Source organism: Streptomyces griseosporeus (genome assembly GCF_014656055.1).
GTDB classification, from domain to species: Bacteria; Actinomycetota; Actinomycetes; order Streptomycetales; family Streptomycetaceae; genus Streptomyces; species Streptomyces griseosporeus.
This window is the reverse complement of record NZ_BNBR01000001.1, coordinates 1520002-1545739: the sequence shown is the minus strand read 5'-3', so window position 1 is coordinate 1545739 and position 25738 is coordinate 1520002. Positions and strand designations below refer to the sequence as shown.

The following is a 25738-nucleotide window of genomic DNA, read 5'->3' as shown; positions in this document are numbered from 1 at the left end:
GGCGAACGGACGTCGACCTGGCCCCCGGCCGGAACCTTTCGCTCCGCCCGGTGCGTTCCCCCGGTGTGACTCTTCAGCAAGAAATCGTCGGCAACGCCATGCAGATGGCGGTCGTCAGCCTCCAGCCCGGCCAGACCGTGTACTGCGAGGCGGGCAAGTTCCTGTTCAAGACGACGAACGTGACCATGGAGACCCGCCTGTCGGGCCCGTCGAACAGCGGCGGCGGCCAGCAGCAGGGCGGCGCGGGCGGCGGCATGGGCGGTCTGCTGCGCCAGGCCGTGGGCACCGCGATGCAGGTCGGCCAGCGCGCCCTGGCCGGCGAGTCGCTGGCCTTCCAGTACTTCACCGCGCAGAGCGGCGAGGGCACCGTCGGCTTCGCCGGCGTGCTGCCGGGCGAGATGCGCGCCCTGGAGCTGGACGGCACCCGCGCGTGGTTCGCCGAGAAGGACGCCTTCGTGGCCGCCGAGTCCACCGTCGACTTCGGCATCGCCTTCCAGGGCGGCCGCACCGGCATGAGCGGCGGCGAGGGCTTCGTCCTGGAGAAGTTCACCGGACGCGGCACCGTGATCATCGCGGGCGCCGGCAACTTCATCGACCTGAACCCGGCCGACTTCGGCGGCCGCATCGAGGTCGACACCGGCTGCGTCGTCGCCTTCGAGGACGGCATCCGGTACGGCGTCCAGCGCGTCGGCGGCCTCAACCGCCAGGGTCTGATGAACGCCGTCTTCGGCGGCGAGGGCCTGTCCCTGGCCACCCTGGAGGGCAACGGCCGCGTCATCCTCCAGTCACTGACCATCGAGTCCCTGGCCAACGCCTTGAAGAAGGCCCAGGGCGGCGACAAGCAGGGCCCGACCGGCGGACTGTTCTCCACCCACGCCGGCTGAGCCGGCCCCGCACGCCATGCCCCGGGGGCCCGCGCGCCATGCCCCCGGGGCCCCGCACGCCGAGCCCCGGGGCCGCCCGCCCGACGGGGAGGCGGCCGGCCCTGCGGCGCGGGTGCCGTCACCCCGGCCGGCCCCGTGGCGACCGTGACGTCACCGCCCCCGTCGCCGGGCGAGTTCCACCGCCACCGGGGCGGCCGTGAACACGGACGAGTACGTGCCGACGGCCAGGCCGATGAGCAGCGCCAGGGCGAAGTCGGTGAGGGAGGAGCCGCCCAGCACGGCCAGGGCGGTGAGGATGAACGCGGCGCCCATGCCCGTGTTCACGGTGCGCGGCAGCGTCTGCAGGATCGCCCGGTCCGCCACGCCCCCCAGCGGTGCCCGGGGCGCCTTGCGGGCCAGCTCCCGCACCCGGTCGAACAGGACGACGGAGTCGTTGACGGAGTAGCCGATGACGGTCAGCAGCGCCGCCAGGAACACCCCGTCCAGCGGCTTGCCCAGCCAGGCGAACACACCGACGAGGATCACCACGTCATGCGCGAGCGCGGTCACCGCGGCCGCGCCGAACGTCCAGCGGAAGCGCGCCGCGAGATAGACGAGCTGCGCGGCGAGCGCCAGACCGAGCGCGATCAGCGCGCTGCGGCGCAGTTCCTCGCCGAGGCTGGGCCCGACCAGTTCGTCGCGGACCTTCTCCGCCCCTCCGGCGAGCGCCCGCACCGTGCCCGTGACCTCGTCCTCCTCCGCGTCGCTGAGCACACCGGTCCGCACGGTCAGGCCGCTGTCGCCGGAGGTCTGCACGACGGCCCGGGGGAACCCGGCGTCGGCGAGCGCCGTACGGACCCGGTCGGGATCCACACGGTCGGTGGTGGCGTACTCGACGAGCCGGCCCCCGGTGAACTCCACGCCCAGGTCGACGCCCCGCACGGCGATGCCGGAGGCGGCCAGCGCGAGCACGGCGGCTGAGGCGGCCAGCCAGCGCCGCGCGTGCCGCATCAGCCGGGGGTCGCGGCGGGCGAGCCGGTCGCGTACGACGCCCGTGGCCGCGATGCCCGTGAGCCGGGGCCGGCGGCGCACCCCGGGGCGGCCCGCGGCGAACTCGGCCAGGACCCGGGTGATCACCAGGGCGCTGAACATGGACACGAGCACACCGATGCCCAGCGTGACGCCGAAACCCCGCACCGGTCCCGACGCCAGGAAGAACAGCAGCCCGGCCGCGATCAGGGTGGTGATGTTCGAGTCGGCGATCGCGCTGAAGGCGTTGCGGAATCCGGCCGTCAGCGCCGAGCGGACGCTGGGGGCGCGACGGGCCGCGTACTCCTCACGGGCCCGTTCGAAGACCAGCACGTTGGCGTCCACGGCCATGCCGATCGCCAGGACGAAACCGGCCAGCCCCGGCAGCGTCAGCGTGGCGCCGAGCGCGGCCAGGGCGGCGTAGGACAGCACGCCGTAGCAGAGGAGGGCGACGACGGCGAGCGCGCCCAGCAGCCGGTAGACGGCGACGATGAACAGCGCGGTCAGCGCGGTGCCGAGGGCCGCCGCCCACGCACTGGCGGTGATCGCCTGCGCCCCGAGGCTCGCCCCGACCGTGCGCTGCTCGACGGTCTCCACGGGCACCGGCAGCGCCCCGCCGTTGATGAGCAGCGACAGCTCGCGGGCCTCCTCCGGCCCGAACGAGCCGGTGATCCGGGTCGCTCCGTCGGCGATGCCGCTTCCGCAGGCCACCGACGGATCGACCTGCGGTGAGGAGATCACCTTGTCGTCCAGGACGATGGCGATCCGCCGCGCGGGATCGCCCGCCGGACGGCACGCCGCCTCGCCGGTCAGCCGCGCCCAACCGTCCCGGCCCGCGCCCTCGAAGCCGACGGTGACGTGCCAGCCGGCGCCGCCGTCCTGGTCGAAGCGGGCGGCGGCCTCCTCGACGTGCTCACCGGTCAGCGCAGCGGGCCCCAGCCGCAGCGGTGTGCCGGACTCGTCGGGCAGCACCCGTGGCGCGGGCCGCTTGGGCAGGGGACGGGAGGTGTCCTCGCCGGCCCCGGCCGTGCCCAGCACCGGATGGATCGTGAGCTGTGCGGTACGGCCGAGGACCGCGGCGGCCTTCTCCGGATCCTGCACACCGGGCAGTTCGACGATGATCCGCCGCTCACCGGAGCGCACGAGGGTGGGTTCGGCCACGCCGAGCGCGTCGATCCGGCCGCGCAGCACCTCCAGGGTGCGCTCGGTGGCCTCGCCGTCGGCGTCGGCGGTGGGGGTGGAGCGGGTCTCCAGCACGATCTGGGTACCGCCGCGCAGGTCGAGCCCGAGGCGGACCGGGACGGTGACGGCGACGAACAGGGACACGGCGAGCACGGCGAGGGCGAGCAGCGCCCGCACACGCAGGGAACGGTTCAAGGGGGCCTCCGGCAGGCACACCGGCAGCCGGGGCGGCGGCCCGGCCCGGTGGTGGGTGAGGAAAGGAAGGGGGTGTCGTCAGGTGCCGGAGGTGGCGGGCGGTGCGCGCCCGCGGTCGGGGGGTGTGTGCGGGGCCGGGCAGAGGGCCTTCCCGGCCGGGGCCGGAAGCCGCCACGACCGCGGAGGTACGGGGAGCGGGCCCGGGTCACCGAAGGCGGGGTGGGCGCGGGGGGCGGGGTCGGTGTGCGCCTCGTGCCGGGCCACCGGCCGGGCGGGGGAGGCGGCGGTGTCCCACTTCTCGTCGGCCTGTGTCTGCGCGCCGACGGCTGCCGGCACATCCCTGGTGGCGAGCGGCGACGCGCCGAAGCCGAGCACGGCCGGCAACGCCAGCAGGACGGCCGTCAGCAGCGCGACGGCGGGGGAGAGGACGGCGCGTCGGATGGCGTGCACGGGCCGTCCCCTCTCCTGGATGTCGTCCGGCGGGCGGCCGGGGGTGGATGGGCGTGCGGTCAGGGCTCGATCAGGCCGGCGCGGATGGCGTACCGGGTGAGTTCCAGCCGGTCGCGCAGGCCCAGCTTCTGCAGCAGGTTGGCGCGGTGCCGCTGGACGGTCTTGACGCTGATGAACAGCAGGTCGGCGATCTCCTTGGAGGAGTGTCCCTCGGCCACCAGCTTGAGGACCTCCTCCTCGCGCGGGGTGAGGATCTGGTCGGGGGTCTCCTCGCCATGGCGGGCCCGGTCGAGGTAGTTGCGGATCAGCGCGGTGACCGCGCCGGGGTACAGGAAGGGCTCGTCGCGCATCGCGGCCCGGCACGCGGCGACGAGGTCCCGGTCGGCGACGGACTTCAGCACGTATCCGCCCGCCCCGGCCTTGAGGGCCTGGAAGAAGTACTGCTCGTTGTCGTGCATGGTGAGCATCAGGATCCGCAGGCCCGGCTTGAGCGCGGTCAGCTCGCGGGCCGCCTGCAGCCCGGTCAGGCGAGGCATGGCGATGTCGAGCACGGCCAGGTCGATGTCGTGGGCCCGCGCCAGCTCGATGGCCTCGGCGCCGTCCCCGGCCTCGGCGACCACGACGAGATCGGGTTCCTGGTCGAGGATGAGCCGCACCCCGCGGCGCACCAGCGCGTGGTCGTCGGCGAGCAGGATGCGGATCGGGCCGGCGGGAGCGGTCGTACCGGCCGGGGGCGGGGCGGTGTCGTGGGGCATGGTCAGGGCTGCTTCCTGGCGACGGGAGCGGTGAGCTGGACGCGGGTGCCGCTGCCGGGCGCCGGGGTGATCTCCAGGCCGGCGCCGACGAACAGCGCGCGCTCGCGCATGCCGCGGATGCCGGCGCCCTCGCGCGGGGCCTTGATGCCGCGCCCGTCGTCCGTGACCGTCAGCACCACGCTCTCCCCGGCGCGGCGCAGGGCCACGGTGACCCGCCGGGCGTCGGCATGGCGGGCGACGTTGGTCAGCGACTCCTGCGCGACCCGGTACAGCACGAGCTCGGTCTCCGGGGCGAGCGCCGGCAGATCGCCGTCGAAGCGGCGGGTGACGTGCAGCCCGGTGTGGGTGGCGAAGTCCTCGGCGAGCGAGGTCAGCGCGCTGACCAGGCCCAGATCGTCCAGCACGCCGGGCCGCAGCCGGCGCACCAGGCGGCGCACCTCGTCCAGGCTCTCCCGGGTGATCTCCCGCACCTCCTCGATGTCCTCGCGCAACGGCGCCGGCGCGGCGTCCGCGGCCCGCTTCAGGCCGAGCAGGATCGCGGTCATGCTCTGGCCGACCTCGTCGTGCAGCTCCTGGGCGATACGGCGGCGCTCGGCCTCCTGCGCCAGCAGCGCCCGCGCACTGCTGGTGGCCCGCTCCTGCTCCAGCCGCTCCAGCATGGCGTTGAACGTGCGGATCACTTCGGCGACTTCGCGGCCACCCGACGCGGTCAGCCGCTGCCCCGGCCGCAGCAGGTCCACCGTGGCCATCAGCCGGGTCAGGCGGTCCAGCGGGGCGAGGCCCAGCCGCAGCAGGGCGGCGTTCGCGACGAGCATCACCGCGAGCCCGGCGACCAGGATGACCGCCTCCGTCAGCAGCACCGGCACCGAGACGGTGACCGGGGCCCACAGCAGCAGGGCGGTGGCCGTGCCCAGCACCACCGCGTTGAGGGCGAAGATCCGCCAGAACAGGGACACCGACCTCGCCACCGAACCCGATGTCGACCCCGACACCGAACCCGACACCGAACCCGACACCGGCCTCGACATCTGCATCGGCTGACGCCTCCCTCTTTCCGCTCCACCTCCACTGTCCGCCCGTGACGCTCACGGCGCCGGTGCCCGAAGTGAACTCGCACGGCCAGCCTGCCCGGCGCCGGTCGGCCCGTCGATGGGGCCCAGCCCCCATTTCCCGGCCCGTACGGCACCCATGAGGTCGGCCTATGGATGCCGTGACCCCCCGCAAATGGGGTCCGCGCCCGATGGGCGTCCGCCGCCGGGTCGGCCAGGGTGGAAGGCACCGAAAAGCCCACCGAGCGTCTCGGCGCGTCGGCAAGCCCCTGAGAAGGGACGGACCATGTCACTCGATGTCTCCCGGGCCGAACCCCACCTGGACGAGGCGCGGCAGCGCCTGGAGCACGCCCGCTCCTCCCGGCTCGCGCAGCTCGAAGCCCTCCGCGAGACCGGGCAGAGCGCCGAGGACCACCTGCTGTCCGAGCAGCGGACCGCGATGGAACGCGTCCTGAAGGAGATCGAGGCCGCGTTCGCCCGCATCGAGGACGGCACCTACGGCACCTGCCTGAGCTGCGCCAAGCCCATCCCCGCGGAACGGCTGGAGATCCTCCCGTACACCCGCCACTGCGTGGCCTGCCGGCGCCGCGCCGTCTGACCCGCTCCCGCCGGACCTCCCTTGCCCTGCCCTGAGAAGGGGTGACGTGGTGAACCACCAGACCGTCGGCCGACGTACGGCACACCTGTCGGCCGAGGATCTCGCCGCCCTGCGCGAGAACCTGCACGAGCAGCGCCTGTTCCGCGAGGAGCAACTGCGCCGGCTCGCCGGACCGGTCCCCTCCCGCGCCGACGACCGGCTCCGGCAGCGGACCGCCGGACAGATCGAGGTGCACATCAGACTCGCCGCCACCGCCCGCATGGTCCTCGCCGACGTCGAGGCCGCCCTGGGCCGCATGGAGGACGGCTCCTACGGCAGCTGCCGGCTGTGCCGGCGGCCCATCGACCGGGAACGGCTGATGATCGTGCCGCAGGCCCGCTACTGCGCCCGCTGCCAGCAGGTCAAGGAGGCCGTCCCATGACCGGCACACCCGCACCGTGCACCACCGCGGCACACCGGCCGGGACCACTGTGCCGGCGCTGCTGCGGCATCGCCCTGGACCTGGGCAGCGCCCGCACCCGCGCCTGGATCACCGGCAGCGGGGTCGTCGTCGACGTGCCGACGGTGACGTGCACCGGCACGGGGGCAGGCGGTGAAGCCGGGGCTCGCTTCGGTACCGCCACCGGTACCGCCACCGGCACCGGCACCGGTTCCGCCACCGGTACCGGCGCCCTGTACCCCGTCCGGCGCGGCGCCATCGTCGACACGCCGGGGTGCGCCCGGATGCTGCTCCGCCTGCTCGCCGACCGCCTGCCCCGCCTCGGCCACCCCCTGATCGTCGTGACCGCTCCCGCCCTGGGCGGTCTCGCCTACCGCACCCAGGCGCGGATCGCGGTGGACGCGCTGCGCCCGCGCGGCGTCCTGACCGTGCCCAGCGCCCGCGCGGTCGCCGTGGCGGCGGGCGCCGACATGTCCCGCCCACTGCTCGTCGCGGACATCGGCGCCCACCTCACCGAGGTCGTCCTGCTGCACGAGGGCGCGGTCACCGACGCGCGGCGCACCGCGCTCGGCACCGGCGACCTCGACGGGACGACTCCGCCCGAGCGGCTCAGCGAGGCCGTGGCCTTGATGCTGACGGCGATGCTCCGGCAGGACCGCACCTCCCTCACCGCCGACGCGCTGGCCCGCGGCGTCCTGCTGGCCGGGGGAGGCGCCCTGCGCCCCGAGATCACCGGCCGGCTGGCCGGGTTGCTGCACACGCCCCTGTCCGTGGTCCCGGCCCCGCACACCGCCGCCGTCCGCGGCGCCGCCCGGCTCCTCCAGGTCGCCCACACGCACCCCTCCGCCTCCGGCGGCCTCCCGCCGGCGGCCGACCTCCACTGAGCAGGGCCGCCGCGGTGCCTCGTCGGCGTCATCCGGCCGGGCCGTCTCTGCCCACCCCGCCGTGCCTCGTCGGTGTCATTGAGCCGGCCCGTGCTTGGCCCACCCCGCCTTGTCGCGTCGGCGTCACCGAGCCGGGCCGTCCTCGGCCCACCCCGCCTTGCCGCGTCGGTCCCGCTCGGCCGGCCCGTCCTCGGCCCTACCTCCACCCCCGACCCCTCACCCCCACCCCCGACCCCCACCCGCCGCGTCGGTCGCCGGAAGGAGGACCCGTGCCCGGCCGCACCGCCGTACCCCCACCCCCGCCCGCCAGGAGGCCGCCCCGGGTCCTGTCGTGGCGGCTGCGGCGCAACCCGCTGCGCCGCCGCAGCGACCTGGTCCAGGGCTGGATCGGCCTCGCCCTGCTCCTGACCGCGTCGGCCGCCACACCGGCAGCCGTGGTGCTGGCGGCCGACGCGGCCCACGACCGTGCCACCCAAACCGCCCGGCGGCAGGCGCAGACCCGCCACGCGACCACCGCGACCCTCCTGGAGAGCGCCCGGCACCACCCGGAACCGGGCTCCGCCGAAGCGCGCGGCACCCGTTACCCGGCACAGGTCCGCTACACCGACCCCGAGGGCCGCCCCCGCACCGCCACGACCGACGTTCCGCCCGCCCTGTCCAAGGGCAGCACCCTGCGCGTCTGGGTCGGCGCCGACGGACAACTCACCGAGCCGCCTCTGACGCCGGATCAGATACGCAACCGGGTCCGAGGGTCGGCCATCATCGCCGCGCTCGGCGTCCCGGCCGCCTCGATCGCCGCCTACGGCGTCACCTCCCGCGTCGTCCAGCGCCGCCAACTCGCCGCGTGGGACAGGGCGTGGGCCGACACCGCACCGCGCTGGACGGCGGCGCCGTAAGCCCCCCTCCGCCCCGCGGGGATGACGGGCGACGTGCGAGGCCGGACGCATTCTCGGCCAATGGCCGGGTGGGCGGAGTGTGGGCGGATGCCGTGCCGACTCCTGCGCGGCGGACGGGAGTCGATGACTCCCGAACGATTCGCGCAACCCCTTGGGGAAGATTCCGCTTGACCGGTGCCGGGCGCGGTCACGGCACGCCCCGTGCCCTGGACCGCGTGCGACGCGCGTCTGCCAGGTGTGCGGCAGCGACGGGCGCCGCTCACGGGTCCACCGGCCGCCCGCCCAGGCCGCGGTGTCCGCCGAACGGCATGCCACGGGCGTCGCCGACCAGATTCTTCTTGGTCAAAGTTGCCTCTCCGGTCCCGCCCGCCACGTCCACCTGACCCTTGTGGGCGTCGCGAACCCGTGGCTAGGCTCCGGCTCGCTTTCACCGACAGCACACGATCAGCACACGATTTCTCCACCTCGGGCCGGTTGTTCGACCGGCCCGTCGGCTTCGCACGCGCTGCGCAAGGAGGTGAACGATCGTGAACGAGCCGTCGTCGCCGGCATCACCGGCACCGGCGCCCCGCAAGAGCCGACGGGATCTGCGGATCCTGTGGTGGACCAACGCGATCGACGGCCTCGGCACCCAGGCCTCCGGGATCGTCCTGCCGCTGCTGATCCTCGACCTGGGGCATCCGGCCGCCGCGGCGGGATCCTTCGCCAGCGCCGTCGCCGTCGCCGGGGTCGTCCTCGGACCCGTGGTGGCGCGGCCCGCCGACCACGGGCACCGGCGCGCCCTGCTGATCGGCTCGGCGGCACTCGCCGCCGCCGCGATGAGCGGGCTGACCGCCGCCCTGTTCTGGTGGCGTCCGCCCTTGTGGGCCGTCCTCGGCCTCGCCTTCACCGAGCGGCTGTGCGCCTTCGCCCACGAAGCGGCGGCCCGGGGAGCGCTGGCCCATGTGGCGCGGCCCGAGGACGTCACGCGGGGCGCGGCCGGACTCCAGGCCGGCGACCAGGCGGCCCTCGTCGTTGGCCCCGGCCTCGGCGGCGCCCTGTTCGAGGCGGCCCGGCCCCTGCCGTTCCTGGCCGACGCCCTGTCCTACGCCGCGACCGCGCTCGGCATCCGGGCGCTGCGCGCACCGCTCGACACCCCCGTTGCGCCCGGACGCCGCAGAACGCCCGTGACCTCCGGTTTCCGGACGGTCCTCGGCTCTGCCCCGCTGCGGATGGTCCTGGTGTGGGCGTCGGCCGCCTCGGTGCTGGTGACGCTGCTGTCGTACACCGCGATGTTCGTGCTCGACGGCGGCACCACCGTCGGCCTCGTCCTCAGCGCCTCCGGAGCGGCCGGCCTGCTGGGCGCCCTGCTCGCGCCGGGGCTCGTGATCCGCCTGGGCGCGCGGCGCGCCGTCGTCCTGGCGACCTGGCTGCTGCTCGTCCCGGCCGGCGTCCTGGTCACCGCGGACGCGGCCGCGAGCTACGCCACGGGCTTCGCCCTGCTGGCGCTGCTGCTGCCGACGGTCACCGTCGTCCTGTCCGGTGTCCTGGTGCGGGCCGTACCGCGCGAGGTCCAGTCGCAGGCGGGCGCGGCGGTCGGCGCCGCGGCCGCGCTGGCGGCGGCCGGCTGCCCGGCGCTCGCCGCGGGCCTGGTGACGTGGCGGGGCCCGCACACCCCGGCCGTGCTGTGCCTGGCGCTGCTGGCCCTGCTCGCCGTGTACACGCAGGGCGCGGCGGGCCGGTCGCTGACCGCGGAGGCGGACGCCCGTCCGCGTGCCGAGGAGACGGACGCGCGCCCCCGTACCGACCAGCCGGCGCCGGCCGCACGCCCGTCCGCGGGAGAGGACGAACGCCCATGAGCGACACCGCCCCCCGCTACCAGGTCTTCCGCAGCGCGTTACCCGAGGCCTGTCCCCGCGACCCCGCCCGCATGGTGTTCACGGCGGACGCGGACGGCCGCTGCGAGGTCTTCTCCTGGGAGGCCACGTCCCGCCGGGCGCGGCAGGTGACCTCCCGACCCGCCGGAACGTTTCACTGCGCCATCGACCACGATGCCGGCATCTGGTGGTTCGACGAGGACCCGGACGGCCACGGCACCTGGCGCCACCGGCCCTTCTCCGGCGAATTAGCGGGCGGACTCCCGGACTCCCCGGGCCTGCCCGGCCTCCCGCCCGGCCTCCCCTGCGGCCTCGCCTTCGCCGCCGACGGCACCACGGCCGTCGCCCTCTCCGACGGCCGCACCGCCACCGTCCACCTCGGACGCAAGGGACACCCCGCGCGGCGGCTCCTCACCGCTCCCGCCCCGCTCACCCTGCACGGCATCGCCCCCGACGGCGGCCTGCTCGCCGTGACCGGCGCGGACGGCGCCGTCACGCTGCTCGACCCGGCCGGCGCCGTCACGGCCGTATCCCCGGCCGGAGCCGCCCGTCAGTGGTGCCGCGGCTTCCGCCCGGACGGCGGGCGCGAACTGCTCCTCGTGCACCAGACCGACGACCACTACCTCCTCGCCACCTGGACCCCGGCCGCCGGGACGACCGTCCACGACTGGTGCGCGTTCGACACGGAGATCACCGCCCGCTGGTACCCGGACAGCCGCGCGGTCCTCGTACGGCAGGACCGCCACGGCCGCTCCCTGCTGCACCGCGTCGACCTGACGGCCCGCCGCCGCACCCGCGTCCCCACACCGCCCGGCACGATCCTGGACGCCGCGCCCCGCCCCGGCGGCGGCCTGCACTACCTGTGGACCGACGCCGCGCACCCGCCGGTGCTGCGCGCCACCGACGACACGCCGCTGCCGCCGGTGACCGGCACCCCGCCGCACGTGCCCGGCCACCACCAGGACCTGTGGACCCCCACGCCCGACGGCCCCGTCCACACCCTGCTCAGCCTCCCCGGCACCGCCGCCCCCGGCCGGCCCGCGCCCCTCGTCTTCCTCGTCCACGGCGGCCCCGCCGACCAGGACCGCGACGCCTACGACGCCACCGTCCACTCCCTCGTCGCCTCCGGTTACTCCGTGGCCCGCGTCAACTACCGCGGCTCCACCGGCTACGGCCCCCGCTGGCGGCGCGCCTTCACCGCCGGAGTCGGCCACACCCAGGTCCAGGACCTCGCCGCCGTCCGCGCCGACCTGCTGCGCCGCGGGCTCGCCGCACCCGACGCGACGGCCCTGTGGGGCGTGTCCTGGGGGGCGTACCTGGTGCTCCTCGCCCTGGGCACCCGCCCCGGTCTGTGGCAGGCGGGCATCGCCGTGAAGCCGCTCGCCGACTGGGCCGCCGCGCACCGCTCCTCGACGTCCGCGCTGCGCGCCCTGGACCTGCGGCTGTTCGGCGGCACCCCGGACGAGGTGCCCGAACGCTACGCGCGCAGCTCACCGCTCAGCTACGCGCCCCGCGTCACCGCGCCGCTGCTCGTGGTCGGCGCCACCCGGGACACCAAGTGCCCCCCGGACCAGATCCGTTCCTACCTCAGCGCCCTCGACGCCGCCGGCGTCCCGCACGAGGCGATGTGGCTCGACACCGGCCACGACGGATACGACGGCGCCGCCCATGTCGCCGTACTGCGGCGCGCGATGACGTTCCTGAGCCGCCGACTGACCGCGCCCCCGGGCCCGGTCACCCCCGACTCCCCCGGCCAACGGGGGAGCCCGGAGCCGCCGCTCACTCGGCGGCCCGGGCCGGCACGAACCACCCACTGAACGAAGGGAGAGCACCGTGCAGAAGGACATCATCCACAACGATCCGCTCGCGGACGAGGAGGAGAACCGCAAGCCCGGCATCGGCATCACCATCACCGTTCCGTTCCGGAACGCCGACGAGGGCGACGAGGACTGATCACCACCCGGCCGGCCCCGCGCACGGGGCCGGCCGGGCTCCGCCCCTCCCCGTCTCCCCGCCGTCCCGTTTCAAGGAGCAAGCCGTGCGCGTTCTGCTGGTCAACATGCCCTGGTCCCCGATCGACCTGCCCTCGCTGGCCCTCGGCATCCTCAAGCGCAGCGTCGACGAGCGCGTGCCGGACGCCACCTGCGACGTGCTGCACGCCAACCTGGAGTTCACCGACTGGATCACCCGCCGCACCGAGTTCACCGCGCAGGACTACGAGTACTACGCGCTGTCCTCCTACTTCCTCGGCTGCGGCGACTGGGTGTTCTCCTCCGCGCTCTACGACGACCCGGAGTGGAAGGACGAGGAGTTCACCCGGGTGATGACGCCGAAGCTGCGCAGGTCGCGGATGCGGATGACGAAGGAACTGCACCGGGTCGTACCGGAGTTCGTCGAGGAGATCGCGCGGGCGATCGTCGCGGCGGAGCCGGACGTGGTCGGCTTCACCTCCACCTTCCAGCAGAACACCGCCGCCCTCGCCGCCGCCCGGCACGTCAAGGCGCTCGCACCGCACATCGTGACGGTCATGGGCGGCGCCAACTGCGACTCCGAGCAGGGCGCCGCGGTGCACCGCAACTTCCCCTTCGTCGACCACGTCGTGCGCGGCGAGGGCGAGAGCGCCTTCCCCGCGCTGCTGACCGCCCTGCGTGACGGTACCGGCGACCTGACCGCCGTACCCGGGCTGTGCCACCGCGCGCCCGACGGAAGCAGCGTCGCCAACCCGATGGCGACCAGCCCGCTGCCGCCGGCGGCCATCCTGCCGCCCGACTACAGCGGCTACTTCGAGCGGCTGGCGAAGTCCGTGGCACGCAACTGGGTGGAGCCCAAACTGGTCGTGGAGGGCGCGCGCGGCTGCTGGTGGGGGGAGAAGCACCACTGCACGTTCTGCGGACTGAACGGCTCCTTCATGCAGTTCCGCAGCAAGAGCCCCGAGACCTTCTACGACGAGATCATGGACCTCGCGGCCCGGCACCGCGTGCTCGACATGTACGTCGTCGACAACATCCTCGACATGAAGTACCTCTCCACGGTGCTGCCCCGCATCATCGACAGCGGCTACGACCTGCGCATGCACATCGAGATCAAGGCCAACATGCGCCGCGCGCAGCTGAAGACCCTCGCCGACGCGGGCCTCATCTACGTCCAGCCGGGCATCGAGAGCCTCAACAGCCGGGTCCTGGACCTGATGGACAAGGGCGTGAGCGGCTGCCAGAACGTGCGCATGCTGCGGGACGCCGCCGAGACCGGGCTGTCCGTCTCCTGGAACTACCTGCACGGCTTCCCCGGCGAGACGGACGACGACTACGCGCCCGTCATCCGCCAGATCCCGGCCCTCGAACACCTCAACCCGCCGGTCGACCTGTCGGCCCGCATCGCCATCGAGCGCTTCAGCCCCTACTTCGACAAGCCCGAACTGGGCTTCACGGGCCTGCGCCCCGAGCAGCACTACCGCTTCACCTACGACCTGCCCGAGGAGGAGCTGTACGACCTCGCGTACGTCTTCGAGGCACCCGCGCGGGGCATCGGCGAGGACACCGTCGAGGCGCTGAACGCGGCGCTGGCGCTGTGGCGGAAGCGGCATGTCGACGCCCGGCTGACCCACATGGACCTGGGCGAGCGGATCGTGCTGGTGAGCCGGCGCAGCGGCTTCGCGTGGCGCACCCGTGAGCTGACGGACCCGTACGAGATCGCCGTCTTCCGGCTGCTGGACCAGCCGCACTCCGTCGCCGCCCTGCGGCGCAAGGCGGCCGAGGAGACCTCCGAGCCCCGCGGCGAACACGAGGTGCGGGCGCTCCTCGACGGCTGGGTGGACGACGGGATCGTGTTCACGGACGCCGGGCAGTACGTGCACCTCGCGCCGTCCGCGGTCAACCAGGACCTGCTGCGGCTGGACTTCATGCGCCACACCCACCGGGTGCGGGCCGACGGGCCGGCGGCCCGCGCGGAAGAACCGGCCCTGTCCTGACCCCCGACCCCTTCGCGAGCACTGGAGCGCACATGATGACGCAGACCGCCGAGAAGCCGGCCGCCGCGCGGATCTCCGTGACCGCGTGGCGCGACCTCGACGACGAGGCGCGCACCCTGCCGGGCATGGCCCTCGGCACGATCGACCTGCCGGCGGAGACCGGCGGGACCGGCGAGACCTGCGACGGTCTGTGGCGTCTCGGCGCCCGCCGCGTCGCCCTCCACGAGCCCGTCGACCTGTCCGCCGACGGCCCCGCCGCCGCGCGCCGGACCGTCGACCTGCTCTGCCTGGTCCGGGAGCTGACCGCCCGCGCCGTACAGGTCGACTGGGACCTGCGGCTGCCCGCCGACGGCGGCGCCGAGCAGTGGAAGCTGCTGTCCCACCTGCATCCGCCGCGCCGCATCGACGGGCTCCCCGAGGCGGACGCCGCCCTCTACGCCTGGCGCACCCACCACTACCTGTGCAAGTTCGTGTGGCGGCAGGGCCCCGGCTTCGTCCAGATCCGCGACCGCCGCTGGGGCGAGCTGCGCCGCTTCACCACGGACGAACCGGCCTACCACGCCGCCATCGCCGCCCTGGACGCCGGCACCGGCCACCACGAGATACCCCCGCCCGTCCTCGCCGACCTGACCGGGGAACACCTGGTCCTGCGCGTGGGCGACCTCGCCTGGTGGCTGCCGTACCGGGTGAACCGGTGGCTGCAGGAGGCGATGGCCATCTGACCCGGGCCGACCCGCCTTCCGCCGGCTCCGGGCAGACCTAAGTCGACACCCGTGCGACTTCGGTCGACGAGCGCGCGCAGCGGCGGGTGACGCCGTCCGGAGCTGCGTAGATTGGCCGACTGTGAAGGACGACGGTACGGTCCCGGCCCCGGCGCCGGTGCTCGCCGGGCGGCGGTGGTGGCTGCCCTCCGCGCTGGCCCACGCACTCGAACTCGACCTGGACGCCGGGCGCGGCGGGCGCCCCAGGCGCACCGCCCGCGACTGGGTCGTCGACTGCTCCTGCTTCCTGCTGGCCCTGCTCGTCGGGTTCACCGCCGCGCAACCCCTGCACGACAACCCGCACATCCCGCACGCCCTCGCCGTCACGGACCAGACGCTCGGCGCGCTCGCCTGCTGCGCGGTGTGGCTGCGCCGCCGTCTGCCCGTCGCCCTCGCCGTCGCGCTGACCGCGGTGAACTTCGTCTCCGAGACGGCGGGCGGCGCCTGCCTGATCGCGCTGTTCACCCTCGCCGTGCACCGGCCCTTCCGGTACGTCGCCTGGATCGGCGGCGCCCAGCTCGCCCTGACCACGCTGTACTACTGGTGGCGGCCCGACCCCGAGATGCCCTACCTGGTGTCCGTCACCTTCGTGGTCGTCCTGACCGGCGCCGTCATCGGCTGGGGCATGTTCGTCCGCTCCAAACGGCAGCTGCTGCTCAGCCTGCGCGACCGTGCCCGGCGGGCCGAGACCGAGGCGCGGCTGCGCGCCGAACAGGCCCAGCGGCTCGCCCGCGAGGACATCGCCCGCGAGATGCACGACGTGCTCGCCCACCGGCTGACCCTGCTCAGCGTGCACGCGGGCGCCCTGGAGTTCCGGCCCGACGCGCCCCGCGAGGAGATCGCCCGCGCGGCCGGCGTGATCCGGGAGAGCGCCCACGAGGCCCTGCAGGACCTGCGGGAGATCATCGGCGTGCTGCGCGCGGGCGACCGCGACGACACGGGCCGCCCCCAGCCGACGCTCGCCGCGCTGGACGCGCTCGTCGCCGAGTCCGGTGCGGCCGGCATGAAGGTCACCCTCGACCAGCGGGTCACCGACCCCGACGCGGTGCCCGCCTCGGCCGGCCGCACCGTCTACCGCGTCGTCCAGGAAGCGCTGACCAACGCCCGCAAGCACGCCCCCGGCGCCGAGGTCACCGTGACCGTCACCGGCGCCCGCGGGGAAGGCCTGTCCGTCACCGTCCACAACCCGCCGCCCGACCGGCCCGCCCCGCCCGTCCCCGGCTCCGGCCAGGGCCTGATCGGCCTCACCGAACGCGCCACCCTGGCGGGCGGCCGACTGGATCACGGACCGGGCGCCGACGGGGGGTTCACGGTGCGGGCATGGCTGCCGTGGGGCTGAACGGAGACGGCGAGCGTCACGGCACACGCCCCAGGGCCCTGGCGGAGGAGGCAGCCGTGAGGCAGCCGTCCCGCGTCCGCCGCCGTGGTTTCGTAAGCCCATGACTGCTGCGATCAGAGTGCTCCTCGTCGACGACGACCCGCTCGTGAGGGCCGGACTCTCGCTGATGATGGGCGGCGCCGACGACATCCGGATCGTCGGCGAGGCCGGCGACGGCGACCAGGTCGAGGCGCTCGTCGACCGCACCCGCCCCGACGTCGTCCTGATGGACATCCGGATGCCCGCGGTGGACGGGCTCACGGCCACCGAGCGGCTGCGCGCCCGCCCGGACGCCCCGCAGGTCGTCGTCCTCACCACCTTCCACGCCGACGAGCAGGTGCTGCGGGCCCTGCGCGCGGGCGCCGCCGGGTTCGTCCTGAAGGACACCCCGCCCGCCGAGATCGTGGCGGCGGTCCGCGCGGTCGCGGCCGGTGACCCCGTGCTGTCGCCCGCGGTCACCCGGCAGTTGATGGCGCACGCGGCCGGCACCGCGGGCGACACCCGCCGCACGCGCGCGCGTGCACGCCTCGCCCTCCTCAACGACCGGGAACGCGAGGTCGCCGTGGCCGTCGGCCGCGGGCTGTCCAACGCCGAGATCGCCGCGACGCTGTTCATGAGCGTCGCCACCGTCAAGGCGCACGTCTCGCGCGTGCTCGCCAAGCTCGGTCTCAACAACCGCGTGCAGATCGCCCTTCTCGCCTACGACGCGGGCCTGACCGAGGAAGATCTCCCGGACGGGCACTGAACGGGCGGGCCGTCCGTTGAGCGGAGGGGACGTGGGAGCCGTCAGGGGACGTGAGAGTCGTCGCGAGGGGGAGGACAGCATGACCGAGGTGATCGACCTGGGGCGGTACGGAGACGCGTTCCGCACCGACCCGCACCCGGTCTACGCCGAGTTGCGCGCCCGCGGACCCGTGCACCGCGTGCGTCCCCCGGGCGCCGAACCGGAACACGAGACCTGGCTGGTCGTGGGGTACGAGGAGGCACGCGCCGCGCTCGCCGACCCCCGGCTCGCCAAGGACCCCGCGAAGCTCGGCATGACCTTCCTCGACGAGGAGCTGATCGGCAAGTACCTGCTCAGCGTCGACCCGCCGGACCACACCCGGCTGCGCTCGCTCGTCTCCCGCGCCTTCACCGCGCGTCGCGTGGAGCGGCTGCGCCCGCGCGTCCAGCAGATCACCGACGACCTGCTCGACGCGATGCTGCCGCAGGGCCGCGCCGACCTCGTGGAGTCGTTCGCCTTCCCGCTGCCCCTCACCGTCATCTGCGAACTGCTCGGCGTTCCCGAGCTGGACCGCGCCGAGTTCCGCAAGACGTCGACGGAGGTGGTCGCGCCCAGCAGCTCGGGCAGCGAGTACGACGCGGTGGTGCGGCTCGCCGACTACCTCACCGAGCTGATCGAGGACAAGCGCTGCAGCGGTCCGAGCGACGACCTGCTCAGCGACCTGATCCGCACCACCGCCGAGGACGGCGACCGGCTCTCCGCCGGTGAACTGCGCGGCATGGCGTACCTGCTGCTCCTCGCTGGCCACGAGACGACCGTCAACCTCATCGCCAACGGCGTGCACGCCCTGCTCACCCACCCCGGCCAACTCGCCGCCCTGCGCGCCGACATGGGCCTGCTCGACGGAGCCGTCGAGGAGATGCTGCGCTACGAGGGCCCGGTGGAGGCCGCCACGTTCCGGTTCGCCGCCGAGCCGCTGGAAATCGCCGGGGTGCCCATCGCCCAGGGCGAGACGGTGCTGGTCGGCCTCACGGCCGCCGACCGCGACCCCGCCCGCTATGCCGACCCGGGCCGCTTCGACATCCGCCGCGACCCGCGCGGCCATGTCGCCTTCGGCCACGGCATCCACTTCTGCATGGGCGCCCCGCTGGCCCGCCTGGAGGCCCGCACGGCGATCCGCGCCCTGCTGGAGCGGGCCCCGGGCCTCGCCCTCGACGGGCCGCCCGGGCCCTGGCTGCCCGGCCTGCTGATCCGCGGGATGCGCAGCCTTCCCGTGCGCTGGTAGAAAGCCACGTCCGACACACCGAGGGGGGCCCGCGTGCTGCGCACCGTCGAGATCACCGCCGAGCTGACGGGACAGCTCAAGGGCGACGACTTCCACGCCCTGCACTTCGGTCCGCGGCTGGAGTTCGCCGTGGACTGCTTCATCTGCGAGCGCACCGGGCGCACCCAGGTCTTCGAGCGCGGGGCCGAGCGGGCGTTGTGCTCCGGCACCCGCAGCGGCCTCGCCCGTCACTACACGCCCGGCCGGATCGCCGCGTACGACACCACCTCGGGCGCGGAGCGGCTCGCCCTGCGTGCCCTCGTCGACTTCTGGTGGGCGCCCTTCGAGGACAAGAAGACCGGCGCCCCCTGCCCGGCCGCCCCCAGCCACCCCTGGGTCCGGCTGCACCTCGGCTACCACTGCCCCACGGCCGGCGAACCGGTCCGGACAAGCCTCCAGACCAACGTGGCCCGGCCCTGCGACCTGCGCTGCACCCACTGCAAGGCGGTGCTGGCGACGGACGCGACGACACCGGCGGTGCGGGTGCTGGCCTGACGGCGCGCGGCGCAGAGGGGAGAGCGGGTGCTCCGGGACGCGTGCCGGGGGAGGGGAAGGGGACGTCCTCAGCCCGCCGCCGTACCCGCGCCGCCCGGGATCTCCGCCAGCCGTACCGGCCTGCGCTCCCGTCGTGACAGCTCGCACGCCTCGGCGATGCGCAGGGCCTGCAGCGCCTCCCGGCCGTCGCACGGGTTGGGCCGCTCGCCGCGGATCACCTCCACGAACGCCGCCAGCTCGGCCTCGTAGGCGGGCGCGAAGCGCTCCAGGAAACCCGGCCAGGGCTTGTCGGCGGCGGGCGGACCGGTCGGCTCGGTGGAGGCGATCGGCGTACGGTCGTCCAGGCCCACCACGATCTGGTCCCGTTCCCCGGCCAGCTCCATGCGCACGTCGTAGCCCGCCCCGTTCAGCCGGGTCGCGGTCGCGGTGGCGAGGGTGCCGTCGTCGAGGGTCAGCAGCACCGCGGCCGTGTCCACGTCGCCCGCCTCCCGGAACATGGCCGGCCCGGCGTCGGACCCGGCCGCGTACACGTCCACCACCTCGTGCCCGGTCACCCAGCGCAGCGCGTCGAAGTCGTGGATCAGCGCGTCCCGGTACAGGCCGCCGGACACCGGCAGCCACGCGGCCGGCGGCGGCGCCTGGTCGGAGGTGATCGCCCGCACGGTGTGCAGCCGCCCCAGCCGGCCCGAGAGCACCGCGTCCCGCGCCCCGGTGTAGCCGGTGTCGAAACGGCGCTGGAACCCCATCTGCAGAACCGTCCCGGCCGCCTCCACCTCGGCGATCGCCTGGAGCGTGCCCGGCAGGTCGAGCGCGATCGGCTTCTCGCAGAACACCGGCAGCCCCGAGCGGGCCGCCCGGCCGATCAGATCGGCGTGCGCCTGCGTCGCCGTCGTGATGACCACGGCGTCCACGCCCCACTTGAAGATCTCGTCCACGCCCGGCGCCGCCGTCTCGCCGAGCCGCAGGGCCAGCTCCTGGGCCCGGGCGGGCTCCGTGTCCGTGAGGATCAGGGAGCCGACCTCGCGATGACGGCTGAGCGTGTTCGCGTGGATGGTGCCGAGCCGGCCCGTACCGATGACGCCGATGCGCATGGCAACAAGGTGGGGCCCGCTCCCGCGTCTGTCAATCCGTATGTCAGGACAATCTGACTACACAACTTCCCGTCAACAGCGCGCGGGGCTACGCTCGCCCCGTGCCGAAACCAGAAGTGGACCCGACCGTGCGGCTGGAGCTCCGTGTGGACCGGAGCTCGCCCGTACCGCTGTACTTCCAGCTCTCCCAGCAGCTGGAAGCCGCGATCGAGCACGGAACGCTCACCCCCGGCAGCCTGCTCGGCAACGAGATCGAGCTGGCCGCCCGGCTCGGCCTGTCCCGGCCGACCGTCCGCCAGGCCATCCAGTCCCTCGTCGACAAGGGGCTGCTGGTGCGCCGCCGGGGCGTCGGCACCCAGGTCGTGCACAGCCAGGTCAAGCGCCCGCTGGAGCTGAGCAGCCTCTACGACGACCTGGAGGCGGCCGGCCAGCGTCCGGCGACCAAGGTCCTGGTCAACACGCTCGTCCCCGCCTCCGCCGAGGTGGCGGCCGCCCTCGGGCTCGCCGAGGGCGGCGACGTGCACCGCGTCGAACGGCTGCGTCTCGCGCACGGCGAGCCGATGGCGTACCTGTGCAACCACCTGCCGCCCGGGCTGCTCGACCTGGACACCGCCCAGCTGGAGGCGACCGGTCTGTACCGGCTCATGCGGGCCGCCGGGATCACCCTGCACAGCGCCCGCCAGTCCATCGGCGCCCGCGCGGCGACCACCGCCGAGGCCGAGCGGCTCGCCGAGAAGGAGGGCGCCCCGCTGCTCACCATGCAGCGCACCACCTTCGACGACACCGGCCGCGCGGTGGAGTTCGGCGACCACATCTACCGCCCGAGCCGCTACTCGTTCGAGTTCCAGCTCCTCGTACGGTCCTGAGCCGCCCGCCGCCCCTGGGGGCGGTCGTCGCAATGTCCGGACAATGTGACCGTCGCACCACCCCCGTGACGTGACGCGAGTGCCCTGTGCCTGATACTGGGGCGTTTGGGGCTGCTGGGACTACCGGGACCACTGGGACCAGTCGGCAGCCCCCGCAGTACTCGCACGACACACGGCAAGAAGGGCACGGCCTCGTGGCACGGTTTCGGACCTGGGCAGGGATCGCGTTGACAGGGGCACTGTGCGTGTCCCTGACGGCGTGCAGCAGCACCGGCGGCAAACGCGCCGAGGACGCCCGCAAGGCCGCCGCGCAGGGCCGCGCCGCGGTGAGCACGCCCCGCTGGACCTTCGCGATGATCACCCACTCCGGTGACGGCGACACCTTCTGGGACATCGTCCAGGAGGGGGCCGAGGAGGCCGCCCGCAAGGACAACATCGACTTCCTCTACTCGCACGACGACGAGGCCCAGCAGCAGGCCCAGCTGGTCGACGCCGCGGTCGACAAGAAGGTCGACGCGATCATCGTCACCCTGGCCAAGCCCGACGCGATGAAGGCCGCCGTCGCCCGCGCCGAGAAGGCCGGCATCCCGGTGATCACCGTGAACTCCGGCTCCGCCCAGTCCAAGGCGTTCGGCGCGCTCACCCACGTCGGCCAGGACGAGACCGTCGCCGGCGAGGCCGTCGGCGAGGAGCTGAACAAGCGCGGGAGGAAGAAGGCCCTGTGCGTCATGCACGAGCAGGGCAACGTCGGCCACGAACAGCGCTGCGACGGCATCGGCAAGACCTTCCGCGGCAGCCTCCAGCGCGTCTACGTCAACGGCACCAACATGCCCGACGTGCAGTCCGGCATCGAGGCCAAGCTCCAGTCCGACCCGTCCGTCGACGCCGTCGTCACCCTCGGAGCGCCCTACGCCGACACCGCGGTCAAGGCCCGTGAGGACGCCGGCAGCAAGGCCGAGATCGACACCTTCGACCTCAACGCCAAGGTCGCCGTCGGCCTGAAGGACGGCACCCTCGGCTTCGCCGTCGACCAGCAGCCCTTCCTCCAGGGCTACGAGGCCGTCGACCTGCTGTGGCTGTACAAGTACAACAACGACACCCTCGGCGGCGGGCGCCCGGTGCTCACCGGCCCGCAGATCGTCACCAGCGACCAGGCCGACGCCCTCCAGGCGTACACCCGGCGGGGCACCCGATGAGCGCGCTCACCGAGACCGCCGACGAGCGGCTCCTGGAGACCTCCCCGCTGCGCCGCCTGCTCGCCCGGCCCGAGCTGGGCTCGGTCGTCGGCGCGCTCGCCGTCTTCGTCTTCTTCGCGTGCTGCGCCGACAGCTTCCTGCGCGCCTCCAGCCTCAGCACCGTCCTGTACGCGTCCTCGACGATCGGCATCATGGCCGTACCCGTCGCGCTGCTGATGATCGGCGGCGAGTTCGACCTGTCGGCGGGCGTGCTGGTCACCTCGTCGGCGCTGATCTCGTCGATGTTCAGCTACCAGATGACGGCGAACGTCTGGGTCGGTGTCGGGGTCTCCCTGCTCGCCACCCTCGCCATCGGCGCCTTCAACGGCTTCATGCTCACCCGCACCAAGCTGCCCAGCTTCATCATCACGCTCGGCACGTTCCTGATGTTGACCGGCATGAACCTGGGCTTCACCAAGTTGATCGACGGCACCGTCTCGACGAAGACCATCTCCGACATGGAGGGCTTCCCGACCGCCCATGACGTCTTCGCGTCCACGCTGACGGTCGGCGGCGTCGACATCAAGGTCACCATCCTGTGGTGGCTCGGCCTGGTCGCCCTCGCCTCCTGGATCCTGCTGCGCACCCGCACCGGCAACTGGATCTTCGCCGTCGGCGGCAACAAGGACGCGGCCCGCGCGGTGGGCGTCCCCGTGGACGGCACCAAGATCGGCCTGTACATGGGCGTGGCGTTCGGCGCCTGGATCTCCGGTCAGCACTTGCTCTTCAGCTATGACGTCGTCCAGTCCGGCGAGGGCGTCGGCAACGAGTTGATCTACATCATCGCGGCCGTCATCGGCGGCTGCCTGATCACCGGCGGCTACGGCAGCGCGGTCGGATCCGCGGTCGGCGCGTTCATCTTCGGCATGACCGGCAAGGGCATCGTCTTCGCCGAGTGGAACCCCGACTGGTTCAAGTTCTTCCTCGGAGCGATGCTGCTCCTCGCGACCCTGCTCAACGCCTGGGTCCGCAAGCGCGCGGAGGCCACGAAGTGACACAGACCGCACAGCGCACGCCCCTCGTCGAGCTGACGGGCGTCAGCAAGCGCTACGGCTCCGTCCGCGCCCTGGAGGGCGTCTCCCTCCAGGTGCACGCCGGGGAGATCACCTGCGTCCTCGGCGACAACGGCGCCGGCAAGTCAACATTGATCAAGATGGTGGCCGGTCTGCACCAGCACGACGACGGCGTCCTGCGCATCGACGGCGAGGAGACCCGCCTCGCCTCCCCGCGCGAGGCCCTGGACCGCGGCATCGCCACCGTCTACCAGGACCTGGCCGTCGTCCCGCTCATGCCGGTGTGGCGGAACTTCTTCCTCGGCTCCGAGCCCCGCAAGGGCACCGGCCCCTTCAAGCGCCTGGACGTCGACCTCATGCGCCGCACCACCCGGCAGGCGCTGCTGCGCATGGGCATCGACCTGCGCGACGTCGACCAGCCCATCGGCACCCTCTCCGGCGGCGAACGCCAGTGCGTCGCCATCGCGCGCGCGGTCCACTTCGGCGCGAAGGTCCTCGTCCTGGACGAGCCGACGGCGGCCCTGGGCGTGAAGCAGTCCGGGGTGGTCCTCAAGTACGTCGCGGCGGCCCGTGACGAGGGTCTCGGTGTCGTCCTGATCACCCACAACCCGCACCACGCCTACCTGGTCGGCGACCGCTTCGTCCTGCTGAAACGCGGCACGATGACGGGCAGCCACACCCGGGACGAGATCACCCTGGACGAGCTGACGAGCCAGATGGCGGGGGGAAGCGACCTGGACGCTCTACGCCATGAACTGCAGCGCCGGTAAGGGGCGCGAGGAACGGCGCGACCAGCCACGGACGCCCCGCACCCGGCATGTGTCGGCAAACACCCCCTTGCACTCCCGTTCGGCACTCAGCGTGAGCGTGGTGCAGAATCGGCGACGATGAGCACCTACGGCACCTTCACGGCCCCCATCGGATCCCGCCGCGCGCCGGCGCTGCGCACGGTCGGCACGAGGGAACGCCGGTCACACCTGACCGCCCCCCGTGTCCCGACCGTCGGCATCGACATCGGCGGCACCAAGGTGATGGCCGGCGTCGTGGACGCCGACGGCAACATCCTGGAGAAGCTCCGCACGGAGACCCCGGACAAGTCCAAGAGCCCGAAGGTCGTCGAGGACACCATCGTCGAGCTGGTGCTCGACCTGTCCGACCGGCACGACGTGCACGCGGTCGGCATCGGCGCGGCCGGCTGGGTCGACGCCGACCGCAACCGCGTCCTGTTCGCCCCCCACCTGTCCTGGCGCAACGAGCCGCTGCGCGACCGCCTGGCCGGCCGGCTGTCCGTACCGGTCCTGGTCGACAACGACGCCAACACCGCCGCCTGGGCCGAGTGGCGCTTCGGCGCCGGACGCGGCGAGGACCACCTCGTCATGATCACCCTCGGCACCGGCATCGGCGGCGCGATCCTGGAGGACGGCCAGGTCAAGCGCGGCAAGTACGGCGTCGCCGGCGAGTTCGGCCATATGCAGGTCGTGCCCGGCGGACACCGCTGCCCGTGCGGCAACCGCGGCTGCTGGGAGCAGTACAGCTCCGGCAACGCGCTGGTCCGCGAGGCCAAGGAGCTGGCCGCGGCCGACTCCCCGGTGGCGTACGGCATCATCGAGCACGTCAAGGGGCAGATCGGCGACATCAGCGGCCCGATGATCACCGAGCTGGCCCGTGAGGGCGACGCCATGTGCGTCGAGCTGCTCCAGGACATCGGCCAGTGGCTCGGCGTCGGCATCGCCAACCTCGCCGCCGCGCTCGACCCGTCCTGCTTCGTCATCGGCGGCGGCGTCTCGGCCGCCGACGACCTGCTCATCGGCCCCGCCCGGGACGCCTTCAAGCGGCACCTCACCGGCCGCGGCTACCGCCCCGAGGCCCGGATCGTCCGCGCCCAGCTCGGCCCCGAGGCCGGCATGGTCGGCGCCGCCGACCTGGCCCGCCTGGTCGCCCGCCGCTTCCGGCGCGCCAAGCGGCGCCGTGTGGAGCGCTCCGAGCGCTACGAGCGGTACTTCCAGTCCCGCCGTTCGGACCGGGACACCGCATGAGCGCGTCGCTGCCCCACCAGGCCGCCCCGCCGGACGAGCCGAAGCGGCCCGCCGAGGACCGCCGCCATGTGGTCCGCCGCCGCGCGCTCACCCTGCTGATCATCGTCCTGCTCATCGGCGTGCCCGCCGGCTACCTGGTGATCTCCGCCAACCAGAGCCGCGACGCGGGCAAGGACAAGGAGGACAAGTACTCGGCGACCGGCCTCACCGCGGGCTGGCCCTCCCGGGTGCAGCGCCGCCTCTACCAGGTCCCGGTCCCCGACCCGTCGACCAAGGTCGCCTACTACGAGACGAACAACTGGAAGACCAGCCGTCTCTACGTGCAGTTCCAGACCTCCGCCGCGAACTTCGACCGGTTCCTGAAGACGATGGGCTCCGACCGCTCCCACCTGCGGCAGGGCGACATCGCCATCAGCGACCGCGACCAGAACGTCACCGGCTGGAACTTCTCCGGCCCCGGACCCTGGTGGGGCCTGGTGCACGAGCAGAAGAACCCCGCACCCACCCACGACGTCGTCGTGAACATGGCCGACCCGGCGTATCCGATGGTCTACGTCGTCGCCCGCACCGTGCCCTGACCACCCCGGCAGCGCCCGGCGGCCGTGGCGTGCGGCCGTCCGCGACCGATTGTCAGACCCCGCCCGTAGAGTCG

25 protein-coding genes are annotated in these 25738 nt (G+C 73.8%); 20 read left to right on the top strand and 5 right to left on the bottom strand.

Annotated elements, in window-relative coordinates; all coding sequences use genetic code 11:
- Positions 1-65 precede the first annotated feature (65 nt).
- Positions 66-884 (top strand): AIM24 family protein, encoded by an 819-nt coding sequence (locus IE308_RS06810; protein ID WP_190216988.1) that lies wholly within the window; start codon positions 66-68, stop codon positions 882-884.
- Positions 885-1034: 150 nt separating this feature from the next.
- Here the strand turns inward: IE308_RS06810 and secD are convergent, their stop codons facing one another.
- From secD to IE308_RS06790, 4 genes are all read right to left on the bottom strand, one after another.
- Complete coding sequence (gene secD, locus IE308_RS06805) at positions 1035-3269, bottom strand: protein translocase subunit SecD (protein WP_190216987.1); 2235 nt, start codon at positions 3267-3269, stop codon at positions 1035-1037.
- A 78-nt stretch (positions 3270-3347) separates the two neighbouring features.
- Positions 3348-3719, bottom strand: coding sequence for a hypothetical protein (locus tag IE308_RS06800; protein WP_190216986.1), 372 nt, complete (start codon positions 3717-3719; stop codon positions 3348-3350).
- 59 nt (positions 3720-3778) lie between these two features.
- Positions 3779-4474, bottom strand: a complete 696-nt coding sequence (locus IE308_RS06795; RefSeq protein WP_110632554.1) for a response regulator — start codon at positions 4472-4474, stop codon at positions 3779-3781.
- Positions 4475-4476: 2 nt separating this feature from the next.
- Positions 4477-5430, bottom strand: a complete 954-nt coding sequence (locus tag IE308_RS06790; RefSeq protein ID WP_190217396.1) for a sensor histidine kinase — start codon at positions 5428-5430, stop codon at positions 4477-4479.
- On the opposite strand from IE308_RS06790, the gene IE308_RS37190 reads away from it, so the two are divergent.
- From IE308_RS37190 to IE308_RS06730, 13 genes are all read left to right on the top strand, one after another.
- Complete coding sequence (locus IE308_RS37190; RefSeq protein ID WP_268256468.1) at positions 5381-5515, top strand: hypothetical protein; 135 nt, start codon at positions 5381-5383, stop codon at positions 5513-5515. The genes IE308_RS06790 and IE308_RS37190 overlap by 50 nt on opposite strands.
- Before the next feature lie 294 nt (positions 5516-5809).
- The gene (locus tag IE308_RS06785) at positions 5810-6121 is read left to right on the top strand and encodes a TraR/DksA C4-type zinc finger protein (protein WP_110632560.1); all 312 of its coding nucleotides are present in this window, start codon (positions 5810-5812) and stop codon (positions 6119-6121) included.
- 46 nt (positions 6122-6167) lie between these two features.
- Complete coding sequence (locus IE308_RS06780) at positions 6168-6542, top strand: TraR/DksA family transcriptional regulator (RefSeq protein ID WP_110632563.1); 375 nt, start codon at positions 6168-6170, stop codon at positions 6540-6542.
- Positions 6539-7444: a rod shape-determining protein gene (locus tag IE308_RS06775; protein ID WP_190216985.1), complete on the top strand. Its 906-nt coding sequence runs from the start codon at positions 6539-6541 to the stop codon at positions 7442-7444. Before IE308_RS06780 ends, IE308_RS06775 begins: the two co-directional genes overlap by 4 nt.
- Positions 7445-7713: 269 nt before the next feature.
- Positions 7714-8340, top strand: a complete 627-nt coding sequence (locus IE308_RS06770; RefSeq protein WP_190216984.1) for an Rv1733c family protein — start codon at positions 7714-7716, stop codon at positions 8338-8340.
- Between the two features lie 527 nt (positions 8341-8867).
- The gene (locus IE308_RS06765; protein ID WP_190216983.1) at positions 8868-10178 is read left to right on the top strand and encodes an MFS transporter; all 1311 of its coding nucleotides are present in this window, start codon (positions 8868-8870) and stop codon (positions 10176-10178) included.
- A complete protein-coding gene (locus IE308_RS06760) occupies positions 10175-12013 on the top strand; it encodes a S9 family peptidase (protein WP_190216982.1) in 1839 nt (612 codons plus the stop codon). Before IE308_RS06765 ends, IE308_RS06760 begins: the two co-directional genes overlap by 4 nt.
- Positions 12014-12234: 221 nt before the next feature.
- Positions 12235-14163 (top strand): RiPP maturation radical SAM C-methyltransferase, encoded by a 1929-nt coding sequence (locus IE308_RS06755; RefSeq protein WP_190216981.1) that lies wholly within the window; start codon positions 12235-12237, stop codon positions 14161-14163.
- Between the two features lie 32 nt (positions 14164-14195).
- Positions 14196-14885: a DUF5825 family protein gene (locus IE308_RS06750; protein WP_308440080.1), complete on the top strand. Its 690-nt coding sequence runs from the start codon at positions 14196-14198 to the stop codon at positions 14883-14885.
- A gap of 121 nt (positions 14886-15006) precedes the next feature.
- On the top strand, positions 15007-16263 hold the full coding sequence (locus IE308_RS06745) for a sensor histidine kinase (protein ID WP_229908721.1): 1257 nt from the start codon (positions 15007-15009) through the stop codon (positions 16261-16263).
- A gap of 100 nt (positions 16264-16363) precedes the next feature.
- Entirely contained in the window at positions 16364-17047 is a 684-nt protein-coding gene (locus IE308_RS06740) for a response regulator transcription factor (RefSeq protein WP_190216980.1), read from the top strand.
- A 79-nt stretch (positions 17048-17126) separates the two neighbouring features.
- Positions 17127-18311, top strand: a complete 1185-nt coding sequence (locus IE308_RS06735) for a cytochrome P450 family protein (RefSeq protein WP_190216979.1) — start codon at positions 17127-17129, stop codon at positions 18309-18311.
- A 33-nt stretch (positions 18312-18344) separates the two neighbouring features.
- A complete protein-coding gene (locus tag IE308_RS06730; RefSeq protein ID WP_190216978.1) occupies positions 18345-18845 on the top strand; it encodes a hypothetical protein in 501 nt (166 codons plus the stop codon).
- A gap of 68 nt (positions 18846-18913) precedes the next feature.
- Here IE308_RS06730 and IE308_RS06725 read toward each other — a convergent pair whose 3' ends face one another.
- A complete protein-coding gene (locus IE308_RS06725; protein WP_190216977.1) occupies positions 18914-19936 on the bottom strand; it encodes a Gfo/Idh/MocA family oxidoreductase in 1023 nt (340 codons plus the stop codon).
- A gap of 128 nt (positions 19937-20064) precedes the next feature.
- On the opposite strand from IE308_RS06725, the gene IE308_RS06720 reads away from it, so the two are divergent.
- The 6 genes from IE308_RS06720 to IE308_RS06695 all read left to right on the top strand — a co-directional run bounded on the left by IE308_RS06720 (position 20065) and on the right by IE308_RS06695 (position 25664).
- Entirely contained in the window at positions 20065-20802 is a 738-nt protein-coding gene (locus IE308_RS06720; protein ID WP_190217393.1) for a GntR family transcriptional regulator, read from the top strand.
- A 194-nt stretch (positions 20803-20996) separates the two neighbouring features.
- A complete protein-coding gene (locus IE308_RS06715) occupies positions 20997-21998 on the top strand; it encodes a sugar ABC transporter substrate-binding protein (protein WP_190216976.1) in 1002 nt (333 codons plus the stop codon).
- The gene (locus IE308_RS06710) at positions 21995-23032 is read left to right on the top strand and encodes an ABC transporter permease (protein ID WP_110632593.1); all 1038 of its coding nucleotides are present in this window, start codon (positions 21995-21997) and stop codon (positions 23030-23032) included. The genes IE308_RS06715 and IE308_RS06710 overlap by 4 nt, the downstream gene beginning before the upstream one ends.
- Positions 23029-23820 (top strand): ATP-binding cassette domain-containing protein, encoded by a 792-nt coding sequence (locus tag IE308_RS06705; protein ID WP_190216975.1) that lies wholly within the window; start codon positions 23029-23031, stop codon positions 23818-23820. Before IE308_RS06710 ends, IE308_RS06705 begins: the two co-directional genes overlap by 4 nt.
- Positions 23821-23937: 117 nt before the next feature.
- Positions 23938-25086: an ROK family glucokinase gene (locus tag IE308_RS06700; protein ID WP_110632599.1), complete on the top strand. Its 1149-nt coding sequence runs from the start codon at positions 23938-23940 to the stop codon at positions 25084-25086.
- The gene (locus IE308_RS06695; RefSeq protein ID WP_190216974.1) at positions 25083-25664 is read left to right on the top strand and encodes a sugar kinase; all 582 of its coding nucleotides are present in this window, start codon (positions 25083-25085) and stop codon (positions 25662-25664) included. Before IE308_RS06700 ends, IE308_RS06695 begins: the two co-directional genes overlap by 4 nt.
- Positions 25665-25738 lie beyond the last annotated feature (74 nt).

Coding starts and splice junctions, on each gene's coding strand:
- IE308_RS06795 (WP_110632554.1), bottom strand. CDS start 4,474: ATGCCCCACGACACCGCCCCGCCCCCGGCCGGTACGACCGCTCCCGCC.
- IE308_RS06785 (WP_110632560.1), top strand. CDS start 5,810: ATGTCACTCGATGTCTCCCGGGCCGAACCCCACCTGGACGAGGCGCGG.
- IE308_RS06775 (WP_190216985.1), top strand. CDS start 6,539: ATGACCGGCACACCCGCACCGTGCACCACCGCGGCACACCGGCCGGGA.
- IE308_RS06760 (WP_190216982.1), top strand. CDS start 10,175: ATGAGCGACACCGCCCCCCGCTACCAGGTCTTCCGCAGCGCGTTACCC.
- IE308_RS06750 (WP_308440080.1), top strand. CDS start 14,196: ATGATGACGCAGACCGCCGAGAAGCCGGCCGCCGCGCGGATCTCCGTG.
- IE308_RS06740 (WP_190216980.1), top strand. CDS start 16,364: ATGACTGCTGCGATCAGAGTGCTCCTCGTCGACGACGACCCGCTCGTG.
- IE308_RS06735 (WP_190216979.1), top strand. CDS start 17,127: ATGACCGAGGTGATCGACCTGGGGCGGTACGGAGACGCGTTCCGCACC.
- IE308_RS06725 (WP_190216977.1), bottom strand. CDS start 19,936: ATGCGCATCGGCGTCATCGGTACGGGCCGGCTCGGCACCATCCACGCG.
- IE308_RS06710 (WP_110632593.1), top strand. CDS start 21,995: ATGAGCGCGCTCACCGAGACCGCCGACGAGCGGCTCCTGGAGACCTCC.
- IE308_RS06700 (WP_110632599.1), top strand. CDS start 23,938: ATGAGCACCTACGGCACCTTCACGGCCCCCATCGGATCCCGCCGCGCG.
- IE308_RS06695 (WP_190216974.1), top strand. CDS start 25,083: ATGAGCGCGTCGCTGCCCCACCAGGCCGCCCCGCCGGACGAGCCGAAG.